This window comes from Subtercola boreus (genome assembly GCF_003399625.1).
GTDB classification, from domain to species: domain Bacteria; phylum Actinomycetota; class Actinomycetes; order Actinomycetales; family Microbacteriaceae; genus Subtercola; species Subtercola boreus_C.
Genome location: NZ_NBXA01000007.1, coordinates 85,006 through 101,187, shown reverse-complemented (window position 1 = coordinate 101,187; position 16,182 = coordinate 85,006). Strand labels below are relative to the sequence as shown.

Sequence of the window (16,182 nt, the reverse complement as noted above, 5' to 3'; positions counted from 1 at the left end):
TGTGCCTACGCTTCGTCGAAACCTTCGGAGATGACGTCAGCCAACTCCTCACGGTCTTCCAGGGGAAGGAACGTCGCCGCAGCAGCATTCAACTGGAATGTCTCGAGGTCGGTGAGGTCGTAGTCGAACACATCGGAGAGGAGCGCCAGCTCACGGCTGATGGTCGTGTTGCTCATCAGCCTGTTGTCGGTGTTCACGGTCACCTTGAAGCCGAGCTGGTAGAGCAGGTCGAACGGATGATCGGCCAGGTCGTCGCCCCAGCGGCTCACCGCTCCGGTCTGCAGGTTCGACGACGGTGAGAGCTCGAGCGCGATCTCTCGATCCTTCACCCACTGGGAGAGCCCGCCGAGCGTCACATAGGTGCTCTCGTCGTCCTGGCGCTCGATGGTGATGTCTTCGGCGAGGCGTACGCCGTGCCCGAGCCGGAGCGCGCGCCCGTCGAACAGGGCACCGCGGATGCTGTCGAGCCCGTCGGCCTCGCCAGCGTGCACCGTCACCGGGAAGAACTGCTGGGCGAGGTAGTCGAATGCGGCACGGTGGTTGCCGGCGGGGAAACCGAGCTCGGCGCCCGCGATGTCGAAACCCACGACGCCGCGGTCGCGGTGCCGCACGGCGAGCTCGGCGATCTCCATCGCTCGGTCGGCGTGGCGCATCGCGGTCACGAGCTGCCCGATCCGGATGACTCGACCGGCCGCCCGCGCGTCGTCGATGCCCTGTTCGATGCCGGCCTGCACCGCCTCGACCGTCTCGTCGAGCGTGAGCCCGGTCGACAGGTGCTGCTCGGGAGCCCAGCGCACCTCAGCGTAGACGACGCCGTCGGCGGCGAGATCCTGAACGAACTCCCGGGCGACCCGGCTGAGCCCCTCGCGGCTCTGCATGACGGCGATCGTCACGTCAAACGTCTTGAGATAGTCGACGAGCGAACCCGAGCTCGCGCTCGTCTCGAACCAGTCAGCCAGGTCATCCGGAGTGGCCGCCGGAAGGGCGAACCCGATCGAGTCGGCCAGCTCGACGATCGTCTCCGCACGGAGGCCGCCATCGAGGTGGTCGTGCAGCGACACCTTCGGCAGGGAACTGATACTGATGTCGGTTCCGCTCAGAAAGTATTCTTCGCCTCTGTCGGACATCTGGTTCCTCCTGTGGTGTGCGAGGCCTGAGGCCCCGTTGCGGTTCCGGTGCGAGCACCGAGCAGAACACAATCTATCGGACCCGTCTGACAGCGGCGACGGAACGAGGGATCAGGCGGCTCCGCCGTGCAGGGACTCGGCGATCTCGCGAGCGGCGTCACCGGCACGCTCCCGCACGAAATCGCTGGTGCGGTCGCTGAAGCTCGTCGCTACGTAGGGCACGGTGAGCACGGCGAGGGCGTGGCGCGACAGAGCTCCGCCTTCGGGGCCCAACGCCCGCGCGCTGCCGAGCACCGGGAACACGATGTCTGTGACGCCGGGCTGCAGCGCATCGGGCTGCTCGAGGTACCCTCTCACCCGGATCTCCGCCAAGGCGGGCAGGGCGTCGGCGGCTGCGGCTGCGTCTGCGTCTGCGTCTGCGGCTCCAGCCGTGCCCCCTTCCCCCTCGTCCGAGAACGCGAGCTGTACCAGCCCCGAAGCCGTCGTGCCGACGGGGAACAGCGCCCCGACACGCACCTGGAACCCGAAGTCGCTCGGGCTCACGACCTGCGCCACCACGCGCATCCGCCTGGCATCCAGAACGCTGAGATTGCACGACGAGCGGGTCTGATCGGCCAGTCGCCGCATCGCGGGCAGGGCCGCGGCAACGAGCGAGCGGAGCGGCTCCTGGCGGTGCGCCAGCTCGAACAGCATCGTCGAGAGTAGATAGAGCCCGGAGCCGGCCTCGCGATAGAGGTAGCCGCGCCGCTCGAGCAGCGTGAGCACGCGGAAGATCTGGGTGGCGCTCCGACCGATCGCCGCGGCGATCTGCGCCTGGCTGAGTCCCGTGTCGCTGCCGGCCAGCAGCTCGAGAACGTCGAGCGCCTTGTCGAGGGCCGGAACGGCGTAGTCCGGGCCCGGCACCGGGGCATCCACGGCGCGCGATCGAGTGCCGGTCATCCGCCGCCCTCCCCTACTCCGACGCCGACATCGCGGTGAGCATGCGGCGCGCTATCGTGCGCTCGATGTCATCCGGCACCGGCTGGGCGCCGGCCGGGAGCGACCCCGATCCGGCTTCCAGGGCGATGCGCTCGAGCGAGAGGGTCTGCAGCAGAAAGCCCAGATCCATGGACTGGATCGAGTTGCCCTTGGGTGAGCGACCCGCCAGGTTGAACATGCGTCCCTGGGCGAGGAGTACGAGATGGCGGCCGTCCGGAAGCTCGATGCGGTCGATCGCCTCGTCGACGGCGTGACTCGAGACGCTGGACGCAAGGAGCGACGGCACGTCGATCTCCCACGGGAAGTGGCCGCAGTTGGCGAGGATCGCTCCGTCGTTCATCCGGTCGAAGACCTCCGTGCCGACCACGCCCGGGCGACCGGTGGCCGTGATGACCACGTCGGCCCACGGCGCGAGATCGACCGCCGTCGAGACCCGGAACCCGTCGAGCGCCGCCTCGAACGCCTTCAACTCGTCGATCTCGGCGACCGCCACCTTGCCGCCGAGCGAACGGAGGTAGTGCGCGACTCCGCGCCCGCACCAGCCGTAACCGACCACGACGAACCGCGCCCCCGGCACCATCAGATTCGTGATGCGCATGAAACTCTCGGCCACCGACTGCCCGACCGCGTGCTTGTTCTCGCCGATCTGCTTCAGCAGGCTGTCGTTGATCACAATCACCGGGAAGGGCACCTGGCCCGCAAGCTCGGTGCGGAGCCGGTCGCCGCCCGAGGTGGTCTCCTCGGTGCCGCCCAGGATGCTCGCCGTGCCGCCGCGCGCGATGATTCCGGCCGCGAGATCCCCGCCGTTGTCGAGCAGGATGCTCGGCCGGGCATCGAGCACGCGGGAGACGTTCGCGTGGTGCGCGTCGAGGTCGTCGTCGCGGCGGCCGAAGATCGTGAGGCGGCGGCCCTGAACCTCGACGCCGTTGAGGTAGGCGACGATGTCGTCCTGGGTGGAGCCGTGGTTGCCGGTGCCGACGATCTCCGCACCACCCGCCGCCAGCGTCTCGACGAGAACGGCCGTCTTCGGCTCGACGTGCAGCGACATCCCGATCCGGTGCCCCTCGAAGGGTCGGGTGCGGGCAAAATCCTCGCGAGCCGCCGTGAGGAGGGGCATGCGTGACCGGATCCACTCCACCCTCCGGGCTCCGGATGCTCGGTCGACGTCGTTTCTCGTATCAGTCATGCCGCACATCCTTTCATATATGAAGACACATTTCATATATGGTTACTAGATCCAGATCCAGTTCCCGACGCCGAAGGACCAGCCATGCCGCGCAAGATCATCCTCGACTGTGACCCCGGGCACGACGACGCGATCGCGATCCTGCTCGCCCACGGCAACCCCGACGTCGAACTCGTGGCGGTCACGACGGTCGTCGGCAACCAGACGCTCGACAAGGTGACGCGGAACGCCCTCTCGGTGGCGCGCGTCGCCGGCATCACCGGGGTGCCGTTCGCGGCCGGCGCCGCCAGGCCCCTCGTGCGGAGGATCGAGGTCGCCGAGACCATCCACGGCGAATCCGGGCTCGACGGGCCCGTGCTTCCCGAGCCGACCATCACCCTCGATCCGCGTCACGCCATCGACCTCATCATCGACACGGTCATGGCGCACGAACGTGGCGAGATCACGCTCGTGGCCACCGCCGGCCTCACGAACATCGCGATGGCCGTACGCAAGGAACCGCGCATCGCGTCGCGGGTGCGGGAGATCGTGCTGATGGGCGGAGCCTACGCGGGCGGCAACTGGAGCGCGACATCCGAGTTCAACATCATCATCGACCCCGAGGCCGCACACATCGTCTTCAACGAGGCCTGGCCGCTCACGATGGTCGGCCTCGACCTCACCCACCAGGCGCTCGCAACGCCGGCCGTTGCGGCGGCCATCGCGTCCATCGACACCGCGCCGGCCCGCTTCGTCGGCGAACTGCTGGAGTTCTTCGGCGAGACCTACCGCGAACACCAGGGCTTCGATTCGCCCCCCGTGCACGACCCCTGCGCCGTCGCCTACGTGATCGATCCCACCATCATGACCACCCGCCGCGTGCCGCTCGACATCGAACTCACCGGAACGCTCACGCTCGGGATGACGGTCGCGGACTTCCGCGCACCGGCTCCGGATGACTGCACCACCCAGGTCGCGGTGAAACTCGATCACGCGCGCTTCTGGGCCCTCGTGACGGACGCCCTCGAGCGCATCGGCGACCCCGCTCAGTAGCCTGCCCCAGCCGCGCAGCGCCGCAGGTCAGCGCGGGGCGATACGCTCCGCGACGAGGGGGCCGCGCGCCACGTACTCCGACGCGGGGCCGATGGCGTAGGCGCCGTCGAGCGCCTCGAGGGCCCGCTCGAAGCGGGACGGCTCGTCGGCGCTCAGCGTGAAGAGGGGCTGACCTGCCACCACGGTGTCGCCCGCCTTGGCGTGCAGGTCGATGCCTGCCGCGTGCTGCACGGGATCCTCGGCCCGGGCACGCCCCGCGCCGAGCCTCCAGGCCGCGATACCGAACGGCAGCGCGAGCTGCTCGAGCAGCACCCCCGACGACGGAGCCAGCACGGTGTGCGTCTCGCGGGCGACCGGCAGCGCCGCATCCGGGTCCCCGCCCTGGGCGCGGATCACGGCCCGCCACGAGTCCATGGCCTGACCAGAGGCGAGCGCCCCCGCGACATCCGCGTCGGGCTGCCCGGCGAGAGCGAGCATCTCGGAGGCCAGCGCGAGCGTCAGCTCCACCACGTCGGCCGGTCCGCCGCCTGCCAGCACCTCGACCGATTCGCGCACCTCGTTCGCGTTGCCGATCGCCAGCCCGAGCGGCCGGTGCATGTCGGTCAGCAGCGCCGACGTGACCACTCCGGCGTCGTTGCCGAGGTCGACCATCGTCTGGGCGAGCTCCCGGGACTTCGCGATGTCCTGCATGAAAGCGCCCGACCCGAACTTCACGTCGAGAACGAGCGCAGCGGTTCCCTCGGCGATCTTCTTCGACATGATCGACGACGCGATGAGCGGTATCGCCTCGACCGTACCCGTGATGTCCCGCAGCGCGTAGAGCTTCTTGTCGGCTGGCGCTAGACCGCTCCCCGCCGCGCAGATGACACCGCCGACGTCGCGCAGCTGCTCGAACATCTCCTCGTTCGACAGCGACGCCCGCCAGCCCGGGATGCTCTCGAGCTTGTCGAGCGTACCGCCGGTGTGCCCGAGCCCGCGCCCGGAGAGCTGCGGCACTGCCACCCCGAACGATGCGACCAGCGGCATCAGGGGCAGGGTGATCTTGTCGCCGACCCCACCGGTGGAGTGCTTGTCGACGGTGGTCTTGCCGAGCCCCTCGAAACTCATCGTCTCGCCGCTCGCGATCATGGCGAGCGTCAGGTCACGGATCTCCGGCCGGCCCATACCATTCAGCAGGATCGCCATCGCCATGGCTGCCATCTGCGAGTCTTCGACGTAGCCGCGGGTGTAGGCGTCGATCATCCAGTCGATCTGTGAGGTGGTCAGCGCACCGCCGTCCCGTTTGGTGCGGATCAGGTCGACGACGTCGTGGGCTTCGATGCTCATGTGGTGCTCCCAGGTGGGGGGGTGGTGGTGGATGATCGGGGCGGGTCGGCCTCAGGCCCCGGCCGTGGCCTCGCTGTATGCGACCAGTGTGCGCGGCCCGAACGCATCGGGCAGCACCTCGTCGATCGTGCGGATGCCCGACACCGTATCGAGCAGCATCCCCTCGGCGGAGTGTTCGTAGAGCAGCTGCCGGCAGCGGCCGCACGGCATCAGTGCGCCGCCCTGACCGTCGACGCAGGTGAACGCCACGAGCTTGCCGCCGCCGGTCATGTGCAGCGACGAGACCAGGGCGCATTCGGCGCAGAGCGTCAGCCCGTAGGAGGCATTCTCGACGTTCGCGCCGGAGATGATCCGCCCGTCGTCGACGATCGCCGCCACTCCCACCGGGAAGTGCGAGTACGGCACATAGGCGTGGGTGGCTGCTTCATTCGCGACGGCGCGCAGGGCATCCCAGTCGACCGGGGCTGTGGACATGACGGTGCTCCTAGGACTTTATGTAGGGTTTGCCGGAGGCCGCCGGGCCCCGCGAGCGGCCCACCAGCCCCGCCACGGCGAAGATGGTCAGCACGTACGGCAGCATCAGCATGAACTCACTGGGCACCGGCGAACCGATGATGCCGAGCACGTTCTGGAGGTTCGACGCGAAGCCGAACAGCAGGGCGGCAAGCGTCGCCCGGATCGGGTCCCACTGGCCGAAGATCACCGCCGCGAGGGCAATGTAGCCGGCTCCCGCCGTCATCTCCTTGTTGAACGCGCCCACCGAGCCGAGCGTGAAGTACGCCCCGCCCAGTCCGGCGATCGCTCCCGCGAGCAGCACGTTCCAGAACCGGGTGGCACCGACGTTGATGCCCACGGTGTCGGCGGCCTGTGGATGCTCGCCCACCGCCCGCACGCGGAGACCCCACTTCGTGTGGAACAGCGCGAAGTACACCGCGGCAACGCCGATGTACATCAGGTACACCACGATCGTCTGCCGGAACAGCGTCGGCCCGATCACCGGGATCTCGCTGAGCAGCGGGATGTTGATGCGGTCGAAGCGGGGCGGCGAATTCAGCAGCTCGGCGTTCTTCGACAGAACCTGCGAGTAGAGGAAGTTCGTCAGCCCGATGACGAGCACGTTCAGCACGACACCGACGATGACCTGGTCGACGAGGTACTTGATCGAGAACGCGGCGAGCACGAAGGAGACGAGCGCGCCGGCGATGCAGGCCACGACGAGCCCCAGCAGCGGCTGCCCGGTGATCGACGCGACGACGGCCGAGGCGAAGGCGCCGGCGAGCAGCTGGCCCTCGATGGCCACGTTGACAACACCGACCCGCTCGGAGATGACCCCGCCCATAGCGCCGAAGATCAACGGCACCGAGAGCGAGACCGTGCCAACCAGGAGACCGGGAACGGGAAGCGTCTGGCCGGCAGCTGCCCAGGCGAGGAACCCGAACAGGAACACCACGCCGAAGACGCTGGTGAGCCAGAGCGGAACGTGGCGGTTCGCCCGCACCCGCAGGTACGCGAAGATCGCGATGACCAGTAGCAGCACCGTCACGACGACGCCCGCGATGCGGGTCGGAGTCTCGACGGCAGGCAGCTGGATCAGATCGTTGTCGTTCGAGAGACGGAACGTCGAGATGCCGTCACGACCGAACACGACGAACAGCACCAGGGCGATGAGCGTGAAGATCCCGAAGGCGATCGGCGCCTTCCAGGACGTGATGATGGTGCGTTCGAGACCCTTAGACGAGTCCGGGTGCTCGTGCTGGGTGGCCGACGAGACGGCGCCCGGGTCCACGACTTCGACTCCGAGGTTGCCCGATCCGGTGATGGGTGAACTCATTTCGCTGCCACCGCCTTCGAGAGTGCGACCGGTTTCTTCTTGGCTGCCACGCCGGGGGTCGGGAGCCGGAAGACGGCCCGCACGAGCGGCGGCGCGGCGATGAACAGCACGATGAGCGACTGCACGACGAGCACGATGTCGACGGGGATGCCCTGGCCGGCCTGCATCGAGAATCCGCCGGCCTTGAACGCACCGAACAGGATGCCCGCCACGAAGATGCCCCACGGCTTGGACCGCCCGAGCAGGGCGACCGTGATGGCGTCGAAGCCGATGCCGGCATCGATGCCGGAGGAGAACCCCGTGGTGACGGTGCCGAGCACCTGGGCGACACCGGCGAGACCGATCAGCCCACCCGAGAGCAGCATGACGGTGACGTAGGAGCGCTTCACATCGATGCCAGCGACCCGCGCGGCGTTCGGGTTGATCCCGACGGCACGGAACTTGAAGCCGAGGCTCGAACGGGAGAGCAGCCACCAGACGAACACCGTCGCGGCGATCGACACCAGCAGCCCCGCGTGCAGGTTGTAGCCCGGCCCGAGCAGGTCGGGGTACACCGCCGTCGGCAGCATCGCCGGCGTCTTCGGGTTGTTGGACCCGGGCGCCTGCAGCAGCCCGGGCGTTCGGAGCATGTACGACACGAGGTAGACGGCGACGTAGTTCAGCATGATCGTCACGATCACCTCATGGGCGCCCGTTCGCGCCTTCAGCAGGCCCACGATGCCGCCCCAGATCGCCCCACCCGCGATGCCGGCCAGAACGGCGAGCACGAGGTGGAGGCCGTAGGGCAGCGGGAAGGAGTACCCCACCCAACCGGCGGCGGCCGCCGCGATGAGCATCTGCCCCTGGCCGCCGATGTTGAACATCCCCGCGCGGAACGCGAGGCCCACCCCGAGACCGGCCACGATCAGCGGCGTCGCGAAGGTGAGCGTGTCGGTCAGCGGCTTGATGCCCTTCGCGAAGTCGAGGGCCCCGAAGTTGTAGACCGAGCCCTGGAAGAGAGCGCCGTAGGCTCCGGAGACCGACACCCAGATGGCATTGATCGTGTCACCCGGCCTGGAGAAGAAGTAGCCCGAGGCGGCCTGCACGTTCTCGTCGGTCAGCGCGATCAGGATGCCGCCGGCGACCAGCGCCAGCACCACCGCGAGAATCGAGATGACGACACTGCCGCCCGCGATGTCCCGCAGGATCTGGTTCGACTTCGGCGCCGGAGCGGAACCGGCCGACGGGCCGGCCGGAGGGGTGGGGGCAGGCGTTGGGGCAACTGCAGTGTCGCTCACAGAAGCGCTCCTTCAATCGTGTCGGTGTCGATGGTCGTGATCACATCGGGTACCTCGCCCGCCATCATCAGGCCGAGGACGTCGCGTGAGGTGTTGCCGGGAACGATCCCGACGATGCTGCCGCGGTACATCACCGCGATACGGTCGGCGAGCGCGACGACTTCGTCGAGCTCGGTCGAGACGACGATGACGGGGACGCCCGAGTCGCGCGTCTCGACGATGCGCTTGTGCACGAATTCGATCGAGCCGACGTCGATGCCGCGGGTCGGCTGGGCGGCCACGAACAACCGGAGGTCACGGCTCAGTTCCCGGGCGAGCACGACCTTCTGCTGGTTGCCGCCCGACAGGCGGCCGACGGCGGTCTGGATGCCCTGCGAACGCACATCGAATTCGCGGGTCTTCTCTTCGGCGAACTGGTTGAGGTAGTTCAGCTGGAGTGTGCCGCGCTTCACGAACGGTGCCGTGTTCGACCGGTCGAGCATGAGGTTCTCGGCGATCGTGAACTCACCGACCAGACCGTCGTGGTTGCGGTCTTCGGGAACGAAGCCCACCCCGGCCTCGAGCACTCCGTTGACGCTCATGCCGACGAGCGACTGGCCGTCGAGCGTGATCGAGCCGAGCACCTTCTCCTGCAGCCCGATGATCGCCTCGCTGAGCTCGGTCTGACCGTTGCCCTGCACACCGGCGATCGCCAGCACTTCGCCGCGGTGCACCTCGAAGCTGACGTTGTTCACCACAAGCTGGCCGACGGCATCCACCACCGACAGGTTCTCGACGACGAGGGCAGCGTCACCGGGCCTCGCGACTTCTTTGTGCACGGTGAGCTCGACGGCGCGGCCCACCATGAGCGAGGCCAGTTCGGCGTTCGACGCGGTCGGTTCCGCCTCACCGACGACCTTGCCGAGCCGGATGATCGTGATGCGGTCGGCGATCTCCCGCACCTCGCGGAGCTTGTGGGTGATGAAGACGATCGAGGTTCCCGCGTCTCGGAGCTGGCCCATGATGACCATCAACTCGTCGGTCTCCTGGGGGGTGAGCACGGCCGTCGGCTCGTCGAACACCAGCACCTTCGCGTCGCGGCTGAGCGCCTTGATGATCTCGACCCGCTGCTGAACACCGACGGGCAGGTCGTCGACGAGGGCGTCGGGGTCGAGGTCGAAACCGAACCGCGCGCTGATCTCCTTCACACGCGCCCGCGCCGCCGTGAGGTCGAGCCGCCCGCCGGCCTTGGTCTGTTCATTGCCGAGCATCACGTTCTCGGCCACCGTGAAGACGGGGATGAGCATGAAGTGCTGGTGCACCATGCCGATACCCGAGCCCATCGCGTCGCCCGGGCCTCCGAAGTGCTGCACGACGTCGTCGAGCAGGATCTCGCCCTCGTCGGCCTGGTAGAGGCCGTAGAGCACATTCATCAGTGTCGACTTGCCCGCGCCGTTCTCACCGAGCAGGGCGTGGATCTCCCCGGGCTTCACCACCAGGTCGATGTGGTCGTTGGCGACGAGAGAACCGAAACGCTTTGTGATGCCACGCAGTTCGAGCTTCATTGTTTCAATCTACCTGTGGGTCGGATGGTTAAAAAGAGGGTGGGGAAACCGGACGAATCCGATTCCCCCACCCGTGCCCGCAACGGGCTGGATACTACTTGGTGAGGTACGACGTCACGGGAATGGAACCCGAGATGATGCTCGCCTTGATGGTGTCGAGTTCACCCTGCAGACCGGAGTCGATCTTGCTGGAGAAGTCGTGGAACGGCGCGATGCCGACACCGTCGTTCGACAGGTCGCCGATGTAGGCGGTGGTGTCGAAGGTACCGCCGGTGGCCGCTGCCTTGACGACGTCGCTCGTGGCCTGCTTGATGCCCTTCAGCACCGAGGTGAAGTAGAGGCTGTCGTAGGTCGGGAAGGTGTCGAACACGTCAGCGTCAGCACCGAGCAGCGCGACATCCTTGCCGGAGTCGGTGATCGCCGCGCCTGCGCTCTGGAAGATCGGGCCACCGACGGGAAGCAGAACGTCTGCACCCTGGTCGATGAAGTTCTGAGCGGTGGTCTTGGCCGTGTCGTTGGCTTCGAAGCCGCCGGTGAAGGTCGCCGAGTCAGGGCTCTTCGTGTCGTAGCCGAGCACCTGCACCGACTTCGACTTCTGCGTGTTGTAGTACGCCACGCCCTGGGCGAAGCCGTCCATGAAGATGGTGACGGTCGGGAAGTTCATGCCGCCGTACGTGGCGACCTTTCCGGCCTTGCTGTAGCTCGCCGAAGCGTAGCCGGCGAGGAACGCGGCCTGAGCCGTGTTGAACAGGATCGGCTTGATGTTCGGAGCGTCGGTCTTGCCGTCGAAGTTGTTGTCGGCAGCATCGTCGATGATGGCGAAGTCGACGGTCGGGTTCGCGAGTGCCGCGGTGACGGTGGCAGCCGAGAGGGCGAAGCCGACGGTGACGATCAGTGTGCAGTTCTGCGAGATGAGGCTGTCGATGTTCGGCGCGTAGTCGGTCTCTGCAGCGGACTGCACCTCGATCGGCTTCACACCGACGGCTTCTGCGCCGTCCTTCAGGCCCTCGTCGCCCAGCTGGTTGAAGGACTTGTCGTCGAAGCCACCGAGGTCGGAGACCATGCAGGGCTTGAAGTTCGCTGCCGCGGACGCAGTCGGCGCATTCGACGACGAGGTCGTCGGGGCCGACGCGCAGCCGGCAAGCAGGGCCGCGGTTGCGAGGGTGGCCAGGCCACCGAAGACCAGACGGCGTTTGGTGTTGCTCAAGATGTCCTCCAAAAGGTTGCCCCGGGGCGGGGCGCAGGTGCTGTGGGGATACACGTTACCCAAAGTCACGAGCGCCGTCTTGCCTCAGGGTCGCTTTGGAGCGCAAGCGTTACAAAGACGTGGTGACCCGTTAATACTGCTGAAATGTTCACGCCGGGATCTGGCGCACGGCGCAGATAACAGGCGCAGAACGCTCCTCGGCGCTCGTTACCGGGGCTGGCTGGGCGACGACACAACAACCTTGCCCGAGACGATGTCGGCCTTCAACGCCGTCACCTCGTCGGCGAGCCCGGCCGGAAGGCTCGATTCGAGGTCGTGGTAGGGCGCGAGGTCGACACCGCCGTTGGCGAGGGTACCGATGTAGGCGGCACTGTCGAACGTGCCCTTCGAGTCGTCTCCGACGATCTGTTCGACAGCATCACCGGTCTTCTTCATGACGCTCGTGAGCAGGATCGACTTGTACTCAGCCGGCAGGGTGTCATATCCGTCGTTGTCGACCCAGATGATCTTGGCGTTTCCCGACTCCGAAGCGGCTGCGGCGGCGCCCTCTCCGACCTGGCCGGCTACGGGCATGATCACATCTGCGCCCTGGTCGATGAAGGCCTGCGTGACCGTCTTGCCCTTGTTGACGTCTTCGAAGTCGCCGGTGAAGACGCCGTCCTGGCCCGCCTTGTCCCAGCCGAGAGCCAGCACGCTCGTTCCGTGTGCGGCGTTGTAGGCGGCGACCCCGTCGACGAATCCGTCCATGAAGAGGGTGACGGGCGGCTGGTTGCCACCGCCGAAGGTCGCGACCTTCCCGGTCTTCGACACACCGGCGGCGAGATAGCCCGCGAGGTAGGAGGCCTGGGCCGTGTCGAACAGGATCGACTTGACGTTCGGCGCGGTCACCTGCTCGTCGACGATTGCGAAGTGGGTCGACGGATGCGACGCCGCCTGGGCACTCGTTGCATCGGCCAGTTCGTAGCCGACCGTGAGCACGAAGCCGCACCCGCTGTTCACCGCCTGCTCCACGTTGGGAGCGAGGTCGGTCTCGTTCGTCGACACCAGCACCTGGGCCGTGATGCCGAGGTCGGCCTCCGCCTTCTGCAGGCCCTCCCAGCTGGACTGGTTGAACGAGCGGTCGTCGATACCGCCCGAGTTCGTGACCATGCGCGCGCAGTACGCGCTGGCCGACGAGGTCGACGGCGCGGGAGCGGGAGCGCATCCGGCGAGCACCAGGGCGGCTGACGCGACGACGGCGAGAACGGAAACGGCGCGAATGGTCGACTTCATAGGAACAAACCTATCCGTCGGCCACGCCGTCAGACGGCGCCGTTGCGCAATCGGAATGTCAGAGCACGTCTCCTGAACCCGACAGGCGGAGCGCGTCGACGACGGCCTTCACCCGCTGGGCGTGTGCGCTCGTGGTGACGAGCAGCGCATCGGGGGTGTCGACCACGATGATGTCCTCCACACCGATCAGGCTGATCACCCGGTTGCTGTTCGAGACGACGACGCCGCTGGAGGAATCCGAGAGGATGCGCGCGTTCTTGCCGAGGATGGCGAGCTCGCTCTTCCGGCCACCCGAGTGCAGCTTCGCGATCGAGGCGAAGTCGCCCACGTCGTCCCAGCTGAACGTTCCGGGCACGACCGCCAGTTTGCCCTCCTTCGCACTCGGCTCGGCAACGGTGTAGTCGATCGCGATCTTCTCGAGCTCGGGCCAGATGTGGTCGACGACGGCGCCTCGGCGCGGGGTGTCCCAGGCCTCCGCGAGCTCCATCAGGCCGGCGAGCATGTCGGGCCGCGAACGGCCGATCTGCTCGAGCAGGACGTCGGCGCGGGCGATGAACATTCCCGCGTTCCAGAGGTACTTGCCCGTCTTGACGTAGCGTTCGGCCGTCTTCAGGTCGGGCTTCTCGACGAAACTGTCGACGAACATTGCCCCGGGAGCGCCCTCGACCCCCAGCGGCTTGCCGGCGTGGATGTAGCCGAACCCGATCGAGGGCTCGGTGGGCATGATGCCGATGGTGGTGATGTAGCCCGCATCCGCGGTGACCATCGCCTCACGCACCACGTCACGGAACTGCTCGGGATGCCCGATCACATGGTCGGCCGCGAACGAGCCGATGATCACGCCCGGCTCCCGCCGATTCAGGATGGCCGCCGCCAGCCCGATCGCAGCGCTCGACTCACGGGGCTCGCTCTCGAGCACCACATTCTCATCGGCGAGCGCGGGCAGTTGCCGCTCCACAGCAGCCCGGTGGGCGCGGCCGGTGACGACCATGATGCGCTGCTCGCCCGCGAGGGGCACCAACCGGTCCCAGGTGTCGCGCAGCAGACTCTGGCCCGAACCGCTCAGGTCGTGCAGGAATTTGGGAGCATCCGCCCGCGACAGCGGCCAGAGCCTCGAACCGATTCCGCCGGCCGGGATGACGCTGTAGAAACGCCCGATCAGGTCGTTGTGTGCACTCATGCGCCCCACCTTACCGATAGCCACATGTGCACCCCGCAGTCACTCCGCATTCATGGGAACGCCACACTCGCTTCCTACCGTGGAAGCCATGAGAGTTGCAATCGTGACCGAAAGCTTCCTCCCCACCGTCAATGGAGTAACCAACAGCGTCTGCAAGGTGCTCGATCATCTTGCCCGGGAAGGCCACGACGCCATCGTGATCTGCCCGGCGGCGCACGCCCCGTCGCACTACCGGGGATTCCCGGTCTTCGAGGTGCCGGCCGCGCGCTACCGCAGCTTTCCGGTCGGGCTTCCGAACCTGCTCGTACAACGCCTCATCGCCCAGTTCGAACCGGACGTCGTGCACGCCGCCTCTCCGTTCTTCCTCGGCGCCCAGGCCATCGCCGCGGCGAACCGGCTCGGCGTCCCCTCGGTGGCGATCTTCCAGACCGACATGGCCGGCTATGCGAAACGCAACCATCTCGGGCCCGCGACGAAGCTCACCTGGAAGTTCGTGAAGTGGGTGCACGAGGGCGCGAACCTCACCCTCGTTCCGTCGAGCGCATCGATGGATGATCTGCAGAGCATCGGCGTTCCGAGACTCAAGCGGTGGGCCCGTGGTGTCGACCTCGAGGCGTTCCACCCGAACAACCGGTCGCGGCCCTCGGCCGCGGAGATCCGGGAGCGGCTCCGCCCGAACGGAGACGAGGTCGTCGTGGGGTACGTCGGACGCCTGGCGCCGGAGAAGCAGGTGGAACGGCTCGCCGAGCTGAGGGGGGTGCCGGGCATCCATCTCGCCGTCGTCGGCGACGGTCCGAGCGAGGCATCCGTCGCCCGGGCGACAGACGGCATGCCCGTCACGTTCCTCGGGCGGCTCGGCGGAGAGGCGCTCTCCGATGCCTACGCCGCTTTCGACCTCTTTCTGCACACGGGTACAGAGGAGACGTTCGGCCAGACCCTGCAGGAGGCGCACGCAGCCGGTCTGCCTGTGGTCGCCCCCCGCGCCGGCGGGCCGATCGACCTCGTCGCCGACGGCACAGACGGGTACCTCTACGACCCGGCGGATCCGTCAGAGCTCCGCCAGCTCGTCGAGGATCTGGTCGCGAGCGAGACACTGCGACTGCGGTTCGGTGAGGCGGGTCGGCGTGCCGTGCTCGGCCGCACGTGGACGAACGTCTGCGACGAGCTCGTCAAGCACTACGAATCGGTGATCGGCGTGCCTAGACTTGAACCCACTGCGCAGCGTCGGGTAAGGCTCTCCTAACAAGACATTTCACGATGCGAACATTATGCTGATACAGAATTCGTGCGTTCCAGAACTGTTGCCGGGGCCACGAACCCATCCTTAACCAAAGGGGGTTGCTCGTGCCCAATGAAGCGGTATCGACGCTCACCACAGCCCGGAGTTCGTCGAAACGGCCGGCCGGTACCCTGTACCGCGGCAATACGGGCATGTGGTCGTGGGTGCTCCACCGGATCACCGGTGTGGCCATCTACTTCTTCCTGCTCGTTCACGTGCTCGACACGGCGATGATCCGGGTCTCGCCCGGCGCCTACGACGCGGTCATGAGCACCTACAAGAACCCGATCATGGGGCTCGGTGAGACCGCGCTGGTGATCGCCATCATGTTCCACGCCTTCAACGGGCTCCGCATCATCCTCATCGACTTCTGGAGCAAGGGCGCGAAGTACCAGCGCCTGCTGTTCTGGATCGTCATCGCCGTCTGGGTCATCGGAACGCTGGGCTTCGCCCCGATCCATCTCCACAACGTCTTTACGGAGCCCCACTGATGTCGACGATCATCGAGTCCCCCCGCCAGCCCCAGCAGCGCGCCTCGAAGGGCCGCGTCAACTGGGAGAAGTACGGCTGGATCTACATGCGCGCCTCTGGTGTGCTGCTGATCATCCTGATCTTCGGCCACCTCTTCGTGAACCTCGTGCAGGGCGATGGCATCAAGGCCATCGACTTCGCCTTCGTCGCGGGCAAGTACGCCACCCCGTTCTGGCAGATCTGGGACGTCGTGATGCTCTGGCTCGCCATGATCCACGGCTCGAACGGCATGCGCACCATCGTGAACGACTACGCGTCGAACCCGACCGTGCGTCGCATCCTGCTCGGTGCGCTGTTCGTCGCAGCCGTCGTGCTGATCGTGCTCGGCACGCTCGTCGTCTTCACGTTCGACCCCTGCAGCACTCTGATCCCGGCGGACCAGGCTCTCTCCTTCTGCCCGGTCCCGTAACGA

The 16,182-nt window shown here is 67.0% G+C and carries 15 protein-coding genes; 4 read left to right on the top strand and 11 right to left on the bottom strand.

The genetic code is table 11. The features are described from left to right. Positions 1 to 5 precede the first annotated feature (5 nt). The 3 genes from B7R21_RS04100 to B7R21_RS04090 all read right to left on the bottom strand — a co-directional run bounded on the left by B7R21_RS04100 (position 6) and on the right by B7R21_RS04090 (position 3,291). Entirely contained in the window at positions 6 to 1,127 is a 1,122-nt protein-coding gene (locus tag B7R21_RS04100; RefSeq protein ID WP_116281980.1) for an adenosine deaminase, read from the bottom strand. Between the two features lie 111 nt (positions 1,128 to 1,238). Then, entirely contained in the window at positions 1,239 to 2,066 is an 828-nt protein-coding gene (locus B7R21_RS04095; protein WP_116281979.1) for an IclR family transcriptional regulator, read from the bottom strand. 13 nt (positions 2,067 to 2,079) lie between these two features. After that, positions 2,080 to 3,291: an adenosylhomocysteinase gene (locus tag B7R21_RS04090; RefSeq protein WP_116281978.1), complete on the bottom strand. Its 1,212-nt coding sequence runs from the start codon at positions 3,289 to 3,291 to the stop codon at positions 2,080 to 2,082. Positions 3,292 to 3,375: 84 nt separating this feature from the next. On the opposite strand from B7R21_RS04090, the gene B7R21_RS04085 reads away from it, so the two are divergent. Next, on the top strand, positions 3,376 to 4,323 hold the full coding sequence (locus B7R21_RS04085; RefSeq protein WP_116281977.1) for a nucleoside hydrolase: 948 nt from the start codon (positions 3,376 to 3,378) through the stop codon (positions 4,321 to 4,323). 27 nt (positions 4,324 to 4,350) lie between these two features. On the opposite strand, the gene B7R21_RS04080 is transcribed toward B7R21_RS04085, so the two are convergent. The 8 genes from B7R21_RS04080 to B7R21_RS04045 all read right to left on the bottom strand — a co-directional run bounded on the left by B7R21_RS04080 (position 4,351) and on the right by B7R21_RS04045 (position 13,960). Then, positions 4,351 to 5,649, bottom strand: a complete 1,299-nt coding sequence (locus tag B7R21_RS04080) for a thymidine phosphorylase (protein WP_116281976.1) — start codon at positions 5,647 to 5,649, stop codon at positions 4,351 to 4,353. 51 nt (positions 5,650 to 5,700) lie between these two features. Continuing rightward, positions 5,701 to 6,123 (bottom strand): cytidine deaminase, encoded by a 423-nt coding sequence (locus tag B7R21_RS04075; RefSeq protein WP_116281975.1) that lies wholly within the window; start codon positions 6,121 to 6,123, stop codon positions 5,701 to 5,703. A gap of 10 nt (positions 6,124 to 6,133) precedes the next feature. Beyond that, positions 6,134 to 7,480 carry an ABC transporter permease gene (locus tag B7R21_RS04070; protein ID WP_116281974.1) on the bottom strand — a complete coding sequence of 449 codons (1,347 nt, stop codon included), beginning with the start codon at positions 7,478 to 7,480 and terminating at the stop codon, positions 6,134 to 6,136. Further along, positions 7,477 to 8,757, bottom strand: coding sequence for an ABC transporter permease (locus B7R21_RS04065; protein ID WP_116281973.1), 1,281 nt, complete (start codon positions 8,755 to 8,757; stop codon positions 7,477 to 7,479). The genes B7R21_RS04070 and B7R21_RS04065 overlap by 4 nt, the downstream gene beginning before the upstream one ends. Further along, entirely contained in the window at positions 8,754 to 10,301 is a 1,548-nt protein-coding gene (locus B7R21_RS04060; RefSeq protein WP_116281972.1) for an ABC transporter ATP-binding protein, read from the bottom strand. Before B7R21_RS04060 ends, B7R21_RS04065 begins: the two co-directional genes overlap by 4 nt. 94 nt (positions 10,302 to 10,395) lie before the next feature. After that, a complete protein-coding gene (locus B7R21_RS04055) occupies positions 10,396 to 11,508 on the bottom strand; it encodes a BMP family lipoprotein (protein ID WP_116281971.1) in 1,113 nt (370 codons plus the stop codon). Between the two features lie 207 nt (positions 11,509 to 11,715). Further along, positions 11,716 to 12,780 (bottom strand): BMP family lipoprotein, encoded by a 1,065-nt coding sequence (locus B7R21_RS04050; RefSeq protein WP_116281970.1) that lies wholly within the window; start codon positions 12,778 to 12,780, stop codon positions 11,716 to 11,718. Between the two features lie 58 nt (positions 12,781 to 12,838). Further along, the gene (locus tag B7R21_RS04045) at positions 12,839 to 13,960 is read right to left on the bottom strand and encodes a mannose-1-phosphate guanylyltransferase (RefSeq protein WP_116281969.1); all 1,122 of its coding nucleotides are present in this window, start codon (positions 13,958 to 13,960) and stop codon (positions 12,839 to 12,841) included. Positions 13,961 to 14,048: 88 nt separating this feature from the next. Between B7R21_RS04045 and B7R21_RS04040 the strand changes: the two genes are divergently transcribed. The 3 genes from B7R21_RS04040 (at position 14,049) to B7R21_RS04030 (ending at position 16,179) form a co-directional block, all read left to right on the top strand. After that, a complete protein-coding gene (locus B7R21_RS04040) occupies positions 14,049 to 15,203 on the top strand; it encodes a glycosyltransferase family 4 protein (protein ID WP_116281968.1) in 1,155 nt (384 codons plus the stop codon). Positions 15,204 to 15,304: 101 nt separating this feature from the next. Next, positions 15,305 to 15,730 (top strand): succinate dehydrogenase, cytochrome b556 subunit, encoded by a 426-nt coding sequence (gene sdhC, locus B7R21_RS04035; RefSeq protein ID WP_301182549.1) that lies wholly within the window; start codon positions 15,305 to 15,307, stop codon positions 15,728 to 15,730. Then, the gene (locus tag B7R21_RS04030; RefSeq protein ID WP_116281966.1) at positions 15,730 to 16,179 is read left to right on the top strand and encodes a succinate dehydrogenase hydrophobic membrane anchor subunit; all 450 of its coding nucleotides are present in this window, start codon (positions 15,730 to 15,732) and stop codon (positions 16,177 to 16,179) included. The genes sdhC and B7R21_RS04030 overlap by 1 nt, the downstream gene beginning before the upstream one ends. The last annotated feature ends 3 nt before the right edge of the window (positions 16,180 to 16,182 follow it).

Bases quoted from the DNA above. Each gene is read 5' to 3' on its own strand.
- B7R21_RS04100 (WP_116281980.1), bottom strand. From the start codon at position 1,127: ATGTCCGACAGAGGCGAAGAATACTTTCTGAGCGGAACCGACATCAGT.
- B7R21_RS04095 (WP_116281979.1), bottom strand. From the start codon at position 2,066: ATGACCGGCACTCGATCGCGCGCCGTGGATGCCCCGGTGCCGGGCCCG.
- B7R21_RS04090 (WP_116281978.1), bottom strand. From the start codon at position 3,291: ATGACTGATACGAGAAACGACGTCGACCGAGCATCCGGAGCCCGGAGG.
- B7R21_RS04085 (WP_116281977.1), top strand. From the start codon at position 3,376: ATGCCGCGCAAGATCATCCTCGACTGTGACCCCGGGCACGACGACGCG.
- B7R21_RS04080 (WP_116281976.1), bottom strand. From the start codon at position 5,649: ATGAGCATCGAAGCCCACGACGTCGTCGACCTGATCCGCACCAAACGG.
- B7R21_RS04075 (WP_116281975.1), bottom strand. From the start codon at position 6,123: ATGTCCACAGCCCCGGTCGACTGGGATGCCCTGCGCGCCGTCGCGAAT.
- B7R21_RS04070 (WP_116281974.1), bottom strand. From the start codon at position 7,480: ATGAGTTCACCCATCACCGGATCGGGCAACCTCGGAGTCGAAGTCGTG.
- B7R21_RS04060 (WP_116281972.1), bottom strand. From the start codon at position 10,301: ATGAAGCTCGAACTGCGTGGCATCACAAAGCGTTTCGGTTCTCTCGTC.
- B7R21_RS04050 (WP_116281970.1), bottom strand. From the start codon at position 12,780: ATGAAGTCGACCATTCGCGCCGTTTCCGTTCTCGCCGTCGTCGCGTCA.
- B7R21_RS04045 (WP_116281969.1), bottom strand. From the start codon at position 13,960: ATGAGTGCACACAACGACCTGATCGGGCGTTTCTACAGCGTCATCCCG.
- B7R21_RS04040 (WP_116281968.1), top strand. From the start codon at position 14,049: ATGAGAGTTGCAATCGTGACCGAAAGCTTCCTCCCCACCGTCAATGGA.
- B7R21_RS04030 (WP_116281966.1), top strand. From the start codon at position 15,730: ATGTCGACGATCATCGAGTCCCCCCGCCAGCCCCAGCAGCGCGCCTCG.